Raw genomic sequence first — 12,398 nt, forward strand, 5'->3', positions numbered from 1 at the left:
TGCGCCACCGCCCCGGCCCCGGCGGGTATGGGGCCGGTGACCGGCGGCGCAGCGAAACACGTCACCGAGCGCCGGTTCCGGGATCCCTGACCGCTACCACCGCCTCAGCCGCCTCACCCGGCCTCGCCTCGCCCGGCCTCGCCTCACCCGGCTCACCGGCCCTGACGGACTCTCCCCCTCCGCACTCCTCACCATCGCGGTCGAGCCGGCCGCCGAACTCACCCGCGCCATGGAGCCCGACCGGCTGCTGCCGCCCCAGCTCCTGCCCCAGCCCTGGCCCGGCACTCAGGCCCGGGAGCTCATCGCCCGGTGCTGGGCGGCCCTGCACGAACGAGAACACAGCGAAACCCGCCCGGCCCTCTTCCGCCTCTACGCCGACATCACCCGAGAGTCACACCCGTCCGCATGAACAACCCAAAGAAGCTCGCAACCCAAAATCGAACAGGCGTAGCATTGCCGCGTGGCTACGCCCTATGACTTTCCGAGTGACCTCCGCGCCGGTCAGGAGGAGCTGCATCAGGTCCGGGCCGAGCTGTCGGCCCTGCTCAAGCGGCTGCCCTGGTCGGTCGCGCCCCTGGACGGCTTCAGTGACACGGGCGGCTGGCGCAAGATGGAGCGCCCCGCCTCCCCCGGCTGGACGGCCGACGAACAGGCCGAGGTGGAGAAGCTGCGGCAGCGCGAGCACGAACTCGCGGTGTTCGTCAGCTGCCACCGCTTCTGGGCGGAGGTCGCGGCGGCGGAGCGCGTGGACGCCCGTATGAAGCTGAAGCACGCCCATGAGATCCCAGAGGAGACCGAGGCGCCCTGATTTCCGTTGTGCCCGTTCCCGCGGCCCGCACAGCGCTAGCGTCGGGTCCCATGATCGTATGGCTCAACGGCACTCATGGCGCAGGCAAGACGACGACCAGTGCACTCGTGCAGCAACTGATCCCGGATTCACGAGTGTTCGACGCCGAGAAGGTCGGCGAGACCCTCATGGACATCACGCCAGGGCTGCCCGCGACGGACAACTTCCAGCACTGGCCGCCGTGGCGGCCGCTCGTCGTCGAGACCGCCCGCCGCGTACTCGACTACACCGGCGGCACTCTGGTGGTGCCCATGACCGTCCTGGTCGAGCCGTACTGGCGCGAGATCAGTACGGGCCTCGCCGAACACGCCATCCCGGTACGGCACTTCGTCCTCCACGCCGACCAGGAGACCCTCCGCGGACGCATCGCGGGCGACACTGTTCTTGGCCCGAACTCCCCGTTCCGCCTCAAATACCTCGAGCCCTATGCCGAGGCGGCCCGCACCTGGCTGCACCGCGAGGCCGAGGTCGTCGACACCACCCACCTCACGCCCACCGAGGCCGCCCTGCGGATCGCGGAAGCCGTCAAGAGCTGAGGTCCGCCGGTGGACTCTATGTGGACTCCGATCATGGAAACGGCCCCTCGGAGATCACTCCGAGGGGCCGCCATTGTCCAGCTGGGCCGGGCTTTACCTGTCGGTGGGCGCGGACGGTTTCGAACCGCCGACATCCTGCTTGTAAGGCAGGCGCTCTACCCCTGAGCTACGCACCCGGGACCTGAGCCGATGTGCTCAGGACGAGTCGACAGCCTACCTTGCCCGGGGGACTGCACGGCAAACCCGTATTCCGGGACGGGCCGGAGTCAGGGTGATCCGGGGGTTAACCCCAGGACGGATCCGGGAGCGGCCCGGATCCCCGGACGGGCCCGCGCTCCGTACGGTCGGAGAGTCGCAGCAGAGTCCTCGTACTCCGACTCAGGGGGAAACCGTCATGGCCCGCACCGTTCCTGTCCGCACCGCCGCCGTCACCGGCGTCGTGGCACTGCTCGTCGTGGGCGCCACCGCCTGCGGCTCCTCCGCCGGAGACGACAAGACCCCCGACCACCGCTCCTTCGACCTGAAGGGCCGCACCCTCACCGTCGACTCCGACGACTCGGCGTTGGAGATCATCGCCGCGGACGACAACCCGGAGGGCCGGATCGAGGTCACCCGGTGGTTTCAGGGCACCGTCGCCATCGGCAGCGATCCCAAGGTGACCTGGTCCATGGAGGACGACCGGCTGAAGCTGCGGCTGAAGTGCTCCGGCATGGTCGCCGACTGTGACGCCGAGCACCGTATCGAGGTTCCGCGCGGGATCACGGTCAAGATCGAGGACGGCGACGGCAGCGTACGCGCGCGTGGCTTCGAGGACCCGCTGAGCATCCGTACGGGCGACGGCTCGGTCCGGGTCACCGACAGCAGCGCCCCGCTGGACCTGCAGACCGGCGACGGGTCCATACGCGCGGACGTCACCTCGCAGCAGGTGCGCGCCCGGACCGGCGACGGCTCGGTCCACCTCGAACTCGGCGCCGTACCGGACCTGGTGGAGTCCCGCACCGGAGACGGCTCCGTGACGATGGTGCTGCCCCGGGCGACGTACAAGGTGTCGACCAAGACGGGCGACGGCAGCGTGGATGTCTCCGTGCCCCGGGACGAGTCCAGCTCGCACATGGTGTCCGCGGAGACGGGCGACGGGAAAGTCACGGTCCGGAGCGCGAACTAACCGGCCCGTGTGTTCGTCCTTAACCGGTGGGAGAATGACACCGGGCAGGGCGGACCACGGGCACGGGAGAGGGATGTGACGGCGACACCATCGCAGCCGTACTCGACGGTGGTGCCGTGCCGTCCCCGCGCGGGGCGTGCCGGGTTTGGCCGTCATTCGTCTGCGGCGCCGTCGTGGCTGGTCGCTCCCCCACTCTCGGCTTCTCCCCCACTCTCGACTTCGCTCGAGCGGGGGGACCCCCATGAGCGGGGGGACCCCCATCGCGGCGGAGCCGCAGATCGACACAGCCCCGCGCCCCTTCGGGGCGCTGCCCAACCGCGGCCCACTTCCCCACGGCCGTCCGCGCTGCGGGACGCACTCACCCTCGTGAGCCTGCCCCTCGTCGCGGCGCTGGCGCTGCCCGCCGCGTTCGCGGGTGGCGGCACCCGGCGCTGGTTCGGCGGGCGCTCCGAGAACCAGCGGGCGGAGGCGCAGGCCGCGAAGGACGCCGCCGCCGCCGCGTTCTACGAACTGGACACCGCCCAGCGCGACCTGCGGATCTCGATCGAGACGATCACGGCGGTCGACGACTCCCCCGCCGCCCGGCGCGCGGTGGGCGACTTCGATGCGCTCGGCCGGCGCATCGACGAGGCCAGCCACCAGTACATCAACGCCGTCGACGCCCATGACCTCGACCGCGACGACCTGGACGCCTCGGTGGCGGCACGCGCGCGTGCCGAGCTGACCGCCGCCAAGGACGAGTTGGGGCGGGTCAAGCAGGACCTGGACCGGTTCGCGGACGGACTCGGGCCCCTGCTCGGCAAGGCCGAGACCCAGCTCGCCCGGCTCGCCCCCGCGGTCGAGCGGGCCCGGCAGGGGCTCCTGGCCGCGTCGAACGCGCTGGATGCGGTACGAGAATCAGGGCTGAAGGCGGACGACCTCGCCGCCCGTCTCGCCGCCCTCGGCTCGGACCTCACGAAGCTCAACCAGGGTGCCGGGCAGCACGGCGTCCCGCAGACGCTGGAGCGGGCCGAGCGGGTCGCGCGTTCGGCCGAGACGATCAAGGTGGAGGCCGAGCGGCTCCCGGAGCGGGCGGCCGAGATCGACCACCGGCTGGTCTCGCTGCGGACGCGCGCACAGGCGCTGACCACCCGGTCCGGACAGGTCGACCCGGTGCTGAGCGAGCTGCGGCGGCGGTTCGTGGCGGCGTGCTGGCAGGACCTCCAGCATGTGCCGGAGCAGGCCGGGGAGAACGTACGGCAGGCCGAGCAGAAGCTGAAGGAGGCGCAGACCGCGCGCGACGAGCAGCGCTGGCCGGACGCGACCGCGCTGCTGTCGACCGTGCGGGCGCTGCTGAACACCACCGACGAGTCCGTCTCCGCCGCCGGCGACCGGCTGCGGCGGCTGAACGCCGTACAGAAGGACCCCCAGCAGGAGATCGACCGCACCCGCTTCGCCATCCGCGACGCCCAGCGGCTCGCCATGGCCGGCCGCCACACCCCCGATCCCCGGCACGCCCGCCCGCTGGACGACTCCGTGGCCCGGCTGGAGCGCGCGATCACCACGCTGGAGGGGCGGCACCCCGACTACTGGCACTTCCTGACCGAGACGGAGGCGGTGCGGCAGACGGTGGCGCGGGTGGTGACGCAGATCCGGGAGGAGCGGGGAGCGGGGCACTGACGCCCTGGGACAGCCGGTGGCCGCCGGTTAACCTGTGCGCATGCCTCGCTACGAGTACCGCTGCCGCACCTGCGGAGACACCTTCGAACTGAGCCGCCCGATGGCCGAGTCCTCGACCCCCACCGCGTGCCCTGCGGGGCATGACGACACGGTGAAGCTGCTGTCGACGGTGGCGGTGGGCGGCACCGCTTCTGCCCCGGCCCCCGCGCCCAGGGCGAGCGGCGGGGGCGGCGGTTGCTGCGGTGGTGGGTGCTGCGGCTAGCTGGACCGTTGCGTTGTTGCCTGCGGGTGTGTGTGTGGGGGGGCTGATCGCGCAGTTCCCCGCGCCCCTGTTACGGCGTTGTCGTGCGGGTCGCCTTCAAGAACTCCCTCAGGATTCGCTCCCCCGCCAGCACCCCCCTTTCCTGCAACGGGCTGATCGTCGGAGCGGTCCAGTCCGCGTCGGCCAGCTCGCCATGCCCTGGCCGCCAGCCCTGGTCGGCCGCGAGGAGCAGGTCGGCGTCGAGGAGGGAGTCGCCGGCCGCGAGGGTCAGATCGGCGCCCGTGCGGCGGGCCAGCTCCCGCATGGCCGCGCTCTTGGTCAGCGGCTTCGGGACGGCGTAGACCTTGCGGCCCTGGAGCGACACCGTCCAGCCGCGGTTCTCCGCCCAGACCGCCAGCTCCTTCACCCAGTCCTCGGGCAGCAGCTCACGCTCCACGACCAGGTAGGCGAAGAGATCCTCGGCGACCCGGTGCTTGCGCACCCACAGCGGATCGGCCGTCTCCATCAAGTGCTCCCGCACTTCCGCCAGCGACGCGCACTCGTCCGCCAGCCGGGCCGTCACCCGCGCGTACCAGTCCGGGTCGGAGACCCCGTCCACGAGCAGGTGCCCGCCGTTCGCGCAGATCGCGTATCTCGGCGCCGGGCCGGGCAGGTTGATGCGCTCGTACTGCTTACGGGTCCGGGTGGTCGTCGGCACAAAGACCGCCGCGTCGCCCAGTTCCGTCAGCAGTCCGGCCGCCGTCTCCGTCATGTACGACAGCGGCTTGCTCTCGTGCACCTCGACGCAGAGCAGCCGGGGCGCCCGCGGGTCCGGCATGGTCAGGGCGAGGGCGCCCGCGGAGTAGATGAGCGTGCGGTCGAGGTCGCTCGCGACGAGCACCGGCATCAGACCGTCACCGCCGTGCCGTCGGCGCCCGTCGCACCGCGCGTGTACTTGGGATGGATCAACCCCACGCAGGTGTAGGGCAGTTCGGCGACCTCTTCCACCGGGACACCTCTCTGTTCGGCCAGCAGTCGTACGTGGTCCAGGTCGGCGCCCGCCCCGGCCCGCGCCAGGATCTTCCACGGCACCCGGCGCAGCAGCACGCGTGTCGTCTCGCCGACGCCCGGCTTGACGAGGTTCACGTCATGGATGCCGTACTCCTCGCTGATCCGCTCGACCGCCGCCCAGCCCTCCCAGGTCGGCGAACGGTCCGCGGACAGCAGCTCCTTGGCGAGCGCGTCCACCGCGTCCGCCACCTCCGGGAAGCGCGCGGCCACCGCGTCCAGGAAGTCCACCGACACATCCGCGCCGGCGAGTTCGCGGTAGAACTTCGCGCCGTGGTAGTCGTTCGGCCCGACCAGGTCCGCGCGCAGCACCGTACGTGAAATCAGGCCCGACACCGTCGAGTTGAGGCAGGCGGAAGGGATGAGAAAGTCCTCCCGCGTGCCGTACGTCCGGACGCACGCGCCCGGGTCGGCCAGCACCGCGATCTCCGGGTCGAAGCCGGACACCCCCTCGGCCTCCTCGAACTCCCGCAGGGCGTCGGCGAGTTCGCGGGTGATGGCGCCCTTGCCGGTCCAGCCGTCGACGAACACCACGTCGGCAGGGTCGTGGTGGGCGGCCAGCCAGCGCAGGGCGTTCGCGTCGATGCCCCGGCCACGCACGATCGACACCGCGTAGTGCAGCAGATCGAGGCCGTGCCGGCGCTCGGCCCAGCGGCGCATCAGGACCCCGACGGGCGTGCCGGCGCGGGCGAGGGACACGAGGACCGGGCGGGGTGACCGCTCGGCGAGCACCAGCTCCGTCACCGCACCCACCGCCCGCGCGATCCGCGCCGCGGACGTGTCCAGTGCCGCGTGAAACAGCTCCTGGTACTGCTCGCTCGGCTGGTACTCCACCGGCAGCGACTCCGCGTAGTGCGCGCCACCGCTCTGGATGGCCTCCTCGCGTTCCTCGGTCGGCGCCTCCAGCGTCACGTCCGAGAGATCCTGCAGCAGCCAGCCGACCTCCTCGGGTGCGTACGAGGAGAAGGCGGGGCCGCGAAGGGGCTCGGGCAGCATGTCGGGCCTTTCGGGGACGAGCGGGGGCTCGGGGACGTACGACGGCACGACCGCGAGCAGGACATGCGGGGTGTGCGCGGCGAGCCGGGCCAACAGGCCGTCGGGCGCGTGCAGTTCGGGGGTGTCGGCGGTGGAGTCGACCACGGCGACCACGGCGTCGAATCCGGCGCCTGCCACGTTGTAGGCGTAGCGCTCGCCGGGACCGTCGGCCGGGTCGTCGTGGGCGGGGAAGACCAGGCGGGTGCGGATCGCATAGCCGGGGTCGTCGACCGCGAGGACGGGTGAGCGGGTGGTGGTGGAGTAGCGCACCTCCGTATCCGACGCGATCTGCTCCAGCTCACGGGCGAGCCTGAGCGGGGCGTACATCAGCTCCTCGAAGCCGAGGATGTGCACGCGGTGCGCATCGGAGGGCAGGGCTTCGGCGAGCCGCGCCGCCATCGCGGGGAGGGCGCGCTCCAGCCGTATTCGGTGCGAGGGGGTGAAGCCGTGACGGCCGCCGTCGGGGAGGCCGGGGGGCCAGTGCAGGTCGACACGGGTGACTCGGCCGTGGGTCGTCTGCGGGCCGGTGGGGGCTGGTCGCGCAGTTCCCCGCGCCCCTAGGGCGGTGGTCCGCCCGTCGGTCCCAAGGCTCGCGGCGTCGGCATCGCCCTCAAGGCTCGCGGTCTCTGCAGCGTCCTTAAGGGGCGCGGGGAACGGCGCGACCGGCCACGACGATCCCGCAGACGACCGCCCACCCATCGCGGCACTCTCTGCCTCGTACCGCGCCACCAGCTCCTGGCCCTTCTCCAGTACCCCCTCCGGCAGGCGTACGGTGCCCGAGGCCGCCGCCACCAGGTCCACCCGCGCGCCGATCTCCCCGGCGAATTCCGCGAGGCGACCCGCGTCCGCCGCCGAGCGCATGTCGACCAGGGCGACGACCACGTACCGCCGCCGCGGATACCGCTCATGAAGATCCCGGACGGTGTTCAGCACCGTGTTCCCGGTGGAGAACTCGTCGTCGACCAGCACCAGCGGACCGTCGCCGGTGAGCAGCGCCGGGTCCTCCGGCAATAGCAGATGCGACGTGGCGTGGGAGTGGGACTCCTCGAAGCCGCCCGCGGGGGCGATGCCGGGGATCGGGCGGCGGGTGGAGTGCAGGTAGGGGGCGAGGCCGAGACCGTCGGCCACGGAGTGGCCGAGGCCGGTGGCGGTTTCGGCGTATCCCAGGACCACCGCGCGGCCCGCCTCGTCGTCGCCGAGCAGTTCGCGGACCCGGCGGCCGAGTGCGAAGCCGGCGCCGTACACCACGGACGGTGACTGCGGTACGTGTTTGCCGAGCACATTGGAGACCAGCAGATGCGCCCGCTTGGGGTTGCGGCGCAGCGCCAGCCCCAGCAGGCCGGTCAGCTGGTCGTCGCCGACGAGTTCGACGCCGAGCCGCTCGGCGACCCAGCTGCCGGTCCACACCTGGTCCGGCACCCCGTTGTTCACTGCCCTGTTCATGCGTCCCTTGTTGTTCACGCGGATTCAGCCGGATCCGGCCGGTTCAGCCGGGTATTCCGGCGGCGAGCAGTTCGACGAAGCCGATGTCCTCGTTCGCCACACCGAAGACCTCGGCGCGCATCATGGTCCTCTCGGCCCATGCGCGATGCGGCTTCACCTCATTCATTTTGTTCGTGTACGCCGATCTGAGCACACCCCCGCCGCCCCGCTCGGGCCGCAGAATGTCCTGGGCGTCACTGAACTCCTCGTGACTGACCACGGAGAGTGCGTGCACGGGCAGGACGTGCGAGGGGTGGATGCAGGTCTTGCCGAGCAGGCCGTTGGCCTGGTCGAGGGTGATCTCGCGCAGCAGCCCGTCCATGGAGTGCTCGATCAGCGCCTCGCGCAGTTCCTCGGCCTGCCCTTCCAGGAAGGGGCTGCGGCGCAGCTGGGGCTTGAACATACGTTCCTGCACGCGGAAGTACTCCCACACCGGCCCGGTCACCGTGAACCCGGTGCCGTCGGCGCGTCCCAGCATGTTCACCACGTCGGCGATCACGGAGGCGACGATCTGGACGTCGTACGCCGTCATGTCGGGGGCTCTGCGCAGGCCGTACGAGGAGCAGAAGTCGGTGACGCCGAGGCGCAGCGCCAGCACCCGCACGCGGTACTTGTCGACCGCGCGGAAGATGCCCTCCAGGGTCTCCACCCGGGACTCGCGGTACAGCAGCTCCGGCGATTCGAGCACCGGCATGGCGAACAGCCGCCGGCCGCTCGCGCCCTCGGCGCTCTCCAGTGCCTCCAGGAAGGGGATGCCGCGCTCCTCGGTGAACTTCGGCATCACGAATCCGGACAGCAGCCGGGCGGCCGGGCCGAGGCGTCGTACCAGGTCGGGGATCTGCTCGGGGGTACGGACCCGGATGAAGAGAAGGGGCAGGTCGGCGTCTTCCTGCCCGGCCAGGTCCGTGAACTGCCGTACGAGGTTCTCCTCGGCGCCCGGGACCTCCGAGTCGTCGATCGAGTCCTCCAGGCACAGCACCATCGAGACCACGCCGCGGTCGGCCTGCTTGAGGATGTCGTCCGCGAGCCGGGGTCGGGTGGCCGGACTGTAGAGCGTGGCGCCCAGGGCCGCGGAGAGCAGCCGCGGCGAGGAGTCGGCGCTGAAGTCGCACGGCTCCTGGTGGAAGAGGCGCTGCCGCACCTCCGGGGCGATGTGCCCGAAATGACGCATATGGACTCCCCCGTGACGGCTGGGCGACCTGTGGCATGTGAAAGGTGGCCGGTAATAGTACGTAGAGGCCTGTGTCTGGGGTTCCCGCAGGGCATGAACTTCAGGTAACGCGGGTCGGCACAGCCCGTATGGGATAAGCACCCCCGCGTTGTCGTGACCAGGACCGAGAGGGCAGGATGACCGCATGACGCACGCGATGCTGAAGGGGTCGAACGTCCCACTCAATGCCACCACCGTACGTGCCGTGGTGCGCTGGACGCCCGGGCAGGGGGTCCCGGATGTCGACGCCTCCGCGCTACTCCTCGGCCCCGACGGACGTGTGCGCTCCGACGAGGATTTCGTCTTCTACAACCAGCCCCGGCACCCCTCCGGGACTGTCTGGCGGCTCGGCAAGAAGCGGGTCGCCGAGGGCCCGACCGACACGATCCAGACAGATCTCACCGGTGTCGAGGCCGACGTCAGCCAGATTCTGCTGGTCGCATCGGCCGATGGGGTCACCTTCGACCGCGTACGAGGGCTGCGCATCGCGCTGTACGACGCCGCCGTCGCCGACGGTGAGCCGCTGGCCTACTTCGACATCAAGCCCGAGACCGGCCAGGAGACCGCGCTGATCTGCGGTGAGCTGTACCGGCGTGGGGAGGGGTGGAAGTTCCGGGCGCTGGGCGAGGGCTACGTGGAGGGGCTGAAGGGGCTGGCGTCCGACTTCGGGATCTCGGTGGACGAGTCGGAGGCGGCGGAGGAGGAAGCGGCGGCGGCAGCGACCGTTCAGGCGGCGCCCCCGACCGCTCCGGCGCAGCCGTTGCCGCCGGAGCAGCCGGCCGCGGTGCCTGCGCAGCCGGCGTACGGGTATCCCCATCCGACCAGCCAGCCTGCGTACGGCTACCCGCAGCCGGTGACTGCCGCGCCGGACAGCGAATTCCGACTGCCGCCGCAGGGGCCGCAATTCATCGGCCGCTAGTTGTTGTGCGGGCAGGCGTAGGTCACGCAGCCCGGCGCTGACGGGGTGCCGCCTGCGCCCACCCGTGCCGCCCCAGGCGGCACGCATGCCCGCAGCTTGGGCGGGCGGGCGCCCCGTAGGGGCGCGGGGAACTGCGCGACCAGCCACCACGGACCCGCTGCCGCCGAAACCACAAGGCGCCCCGAGCCAGCAGGCGAACCGGCCAAGACTCAGCGTCAGCGTTCCGCCTTTGTCTTGTAGCCCCGCCCCCACTGCAGCCCCCACCCGTACAACCGATCCAGCTCCGCCTGGAAGCCGTACACGAACTTCACCTCGCGGCGGACGATCATTTCGCCCTTGACGTTCTCGATCATGACGACGGCGCAGGAGCGGGCCTGGGGGTGGCGTTCGTCGAGGCCGATTTCGATGCGGGGGCCGTTGCTGGGGTAGAGGGTGACGATGGCGTGGGTACGGTCGAACGCCGGCGTCTGGTCGTAGATGTAGACGAAGACCAGGATGCGTTTGATGGCCTCGCGATGGTCGAGGTTGACGTAGATCGTCTCGCCGGACGCCGAGCCGAACCGGTCGTCGCCGCTGAGCTTGACGTACGGCGCGGCGTTCACGTCGCCGAAGAACCCACCGAGCGGCTGGACGACCCCCTTCGTGCCGTCCATCAGCTCATACAGGCAGCCGAGGTCCAGGTCGACGTTGACCATGCTCTGGCTGTGCCCGAGCACCTCCGGCGGCTTGAGCGCCTTGAACGGGTGCCGCAGCAGGCTCTCCCGCTGGGAGCCGCCTATGTCGGAGGTCCGCATCCGCCAGGCCAGATTGATGCGCAGATGACCGGTGGCCGCGTCCTGCTTGGTCAGTGAGACCTGACTGTGCCGCTTGGTCAGCTCGATCGCATTGCTCGCGGCGCTGCCCGAGTCGAAGGCCTCGCGCCGACCGCGCCAGAGCAGTCCGTCCAGCAAGCCCATTTTCCCGCCCCCACGTCCACATGAAGTCCGACGGGGCGGCCACGAGGACTCGCCTCGAAGCCGCCCCGCACAGAGCGTTCCTCACCTACAGCGGTGTCACACCCCGGACGAGACCTCAGTCTTCTCGTCCGAGCCGGCTTTTCCCTCGGCCGCCGCGATGGCGCGGTTGCGGCGGACGGAGGACCAGAAGGACCAGGCGATCAGGGTGACACCGATCAGGCCGGTGATGACCTCGTGGATCTCGTACTGGATGGTGACGAGCAGAAGCACGGCGAGGGCGCCGATCGCGTAGTGCGCGCCGTGCTCCAGGTACACGTAGTCGTCGAGGGTGCCCTGGCGGACCAGGTAGACCGTGAGCGACCGGACGTACATCGCGCCGACACCGAGGCCTATGGCCATCAGGACGATGTCGTTGGTGATGGCGAAGGCACCGATGACTCCGTCGAAGGAGAACGACGCGTCCAGGACCTCGAGGTAGAGGAACATGAAGAACGCGGCCTTGCCGGCCAGGAGGATCGCCGGGCGTGGCTTGCCCTCGCGTTCCGCCGCTTCCTCCTCCTCGTGCTCACGCTCCTCCTCTTCCTCGAGCTTGTCCTCGAAGTAGCCGGAGAGACCGCCGACGATCATGTACGTGATGAGACCGGCGACACCGGAGAGCAGAACCGTCTCCGCCTTGTCGACGTGCATACCGCCGTGCTGGTGGGCGTTGCTCGCGAAGGTCAGGGCCGAGATCAGCAGAACGATCAGCGCGATGCAGACCGACAGCATGTCGACCTTGCCGAGCTTGGCCAGCGGCCGCTCGATCCAGCCGAGCCACTTGATGTCACGGTCCTCGAAGATGAAGTCGAGGAAGATCATCAGCAGGAACATACCGCCGAAGGCCGCGATCGACGGGTGAGCGTCGGTGACGAGCTGCTGGTAACGGTCCTTGTCGGTCAGCGCGAGGTCGACGGCCTCGATCGGACCCATCGAGGCGCTGACGGCGACGATGACGACAGGGAAGACCAGCCGCATGCCGAAGACGGCGATTAGAATGCCGATCGTGAGGAAGATCCGCTGCCAGAAGGCATTCATCTTCTTCAGGATGCCGGCGTTGACCACTGCGTTGTCGAAGGACAGCGAGATCTCAAGGATGGAGAGGATCGCCACGATACCGAAGGCGGTCCACCCCCCGATGAGGACCGCCGCGACGAGGCCGAGCGCGGTGACCGCGAACGACCAGCCGAAGGTTTTCAGAACCACTGGCTACCCAATCCCTTGTGTACGGGGTGTACGGGTCT

Annotated in this window: 11 protein-coding genes, 1 tRNA gene and 1 pseudogene; 7 read left to right on the forward strand and 6 right to left on the reverse strand. The window is 70.3% G+C overall.

All coding sequences use genetic code 11. The features are described 5' to 3' along the window. Positions 1–91: 91 nt before the first annotated feature. From QQY66_RS14100 to QQY66_RS14110, 3 genes and pseudogenes are all read left to right on the forward strand, one after another. A pseudogene (locus QQY66_RS14100) lies at positions 92–409 on the forward strand (PaaX family transcriptional regulator C-terminal domain-containing protein); the annotation flags it as partial. 51 nt (positions 410–460) lie between these two features. Continuing rightward, a complete protein-coding gene (locus QQY66_RS14105) occupies positions 461–808 on the forward strand; it encodes a hypothetical protein (protein ID WP_301979701.1) in 348 nt (115 codons plus the stop codon). Between the two features lie 50 nt (positions 809–858). After that, positions 859–1,383: an ATP-binding protein gene (locus tag QQY66_RS14110; RefSeq protein WP_301979703.1), complete on the forward strand. Its 525-nt coding sequence runs from the start codon at positions 859–861 to the stop codon at positions 1,381–1,383. A gap of 104 nt (positions 1,384–1,487) precedes the next feature. On the opposite strand, the gene QQY66_RS14115 is transcribed toward QQY66_RS14110, so the two are convergent. Then, positions 1,488–1,559: transfer RNA gene (locus QQY66_RS14115), tRNA-Val, on the reverse strand. A gap of 218 nt (positions 1,560–1,777) precedes the next feature. On the opposite strand from QQY66_RS14115, the gene QQY66_RS14120 reads away from it, so the two are divergent. The 3 genes from QQY66_RS14120 to QQY66_RS14130 all read left to right on the forward strand — a co-directional run bounded on the left by QQY66_RS14120 (position 1,778) and on the right by QQY66_RS14130 (position 4,469). Next, positions 1,778–2,548 carry a DUF4097 family beta strand repeat-containing protein gene (locus QQY66_RS14120; RefSeq protein ID WP_301979704.1) on the forward strand — a complete coding sequence of 257 codons (771 nt, stop codon included), beginning with the start codon at positions 1,778–1,780 and terminating at the stop codon, positions 2,546–2,548. Positions 2,549–2,893: 345 nt separating this feature from the next. Continuing rightward, entirely contained in the window at positions 2,894–4,207 is a 1,314-nt protein-coding gene (locus QQY66_RS14125) for a hypothetical protein (protein ID WP_301987308.1), read from the forward strand. Positions 4,208–4,247: 40 nt separating this feature from the next. Then, a complete protein-coding gene (locus QQY66_RS14130; protein ID WP_301979705.1) occupies positions 4,248–4,469 on the forward strand; it encodes a zinc ribbon domain-containing protein in 222 nt (73 codons plus the stop codon). A gap of 70 nt (positions 4,470–4,539) precedes the next feature. Here QQY66_RS14130 and QQY66_RS14135 read toward each other — a convergent pair whose 3' ends face one another. From QQY66_RS14135 to QQY66_RS14145, 3 genes are read right to left on the reverse strand one after another with little or no spacing between them, the layout of a single operon-like run. Then, positions 4,540–5,355 (reverse strand): HAD family hydrolase, encoded by an 816-nt coding sequence (locus tag QQY66_RS14135; RefSeq protein ID WP_301979707.1) that lies wholly within the window; start codon positions 5,353–5,355, stop codon positions 4,540–4,542. Further along, the gene (locus QQY66_RS14140) at positions 5,355–7,994 is read right to left on the reverse strand and encodes a phosphoribosyltransferase (RefSeq protein ID WP_301979708.1); all 2,640 of its coding nucleotides are present in this window, start codon (positions 7,992–7,994) and stop codon (positions 5,355–5,357) included. The genes QQY66_RS14135 and QQY66_RS14140 overlap by 1 nt, the downstream gene beginning before the upstream one ends. 43 nt (positions 7,995–8,037) lie before the next feature. Beyond that, positions 8,038–9,204, reverse strand: coding sequence for an HpcH/HpaI aldolase/citrate lyase family protein (locus QQY66_RS14145; protein ID WP_301979709.1), 1,167 nt, complete (start codon positions 9,202–9,204; stop codon positions 8,038–8,040). A gap of 184 nt (positions 9,205–9,388) precedes the next feature. Between QQY66_RS14145 and QQY66_RS14150 the strand changes: the two genes are divergently transcribed. Next, positions 9,389–10,162 (forward strand): TerD family protein, encoded by a 774-nt coding sequence (locus tag QQY66_RS14150; protein WP_301979711.1) that lies wholly within the window; start codon positions 9,389–9,391, stop codon positions 10,160–10,162. Positions 10,163–10,377: 215 nt separating this feature from the next. On the opposite strand, the gene QQY66_RS14155 is transcribed toward QQY66_RS14150, so the two are convergent. Both QQY66_RS14155 and QQY66_RS14160 read right to left on the reverse strand, forming a co-directional pair. After that, the gene (locus QQY66_RS14155; RefSeq protein ID WP_301979712.1) at positions 10,378–11,118 is read right to left on the reverse strand and encodes a Tellurium resistance; all 741 of its coding nucleotides are present in this window, start codon (positions 11,116–11,118) and stop codon (positions 10,378–10,380) included. Positions 11,119–11,214: 96 nt separating this feature from the next. Beyond that, a complete protein-coding gene (locus QQY66_RS14160) occupies positions 11,215–12,360 on the reverse strand; it encodes a DUF475 domain-containing protein (protein ID WP_301979713.1) in 1,146 nt (381 codons plus the stop codon). Positions 12,361–12,398 lie beyond the last annotated feature (38 nt).

Source organism: Streptomyces sp. DG2A-72, assembly GCF_030499575.1.
GTDB lineage: Bacteria > Actinomycetota > Actinomycetes > Streptomycetales > Streptomycetaceae > Streptomyces.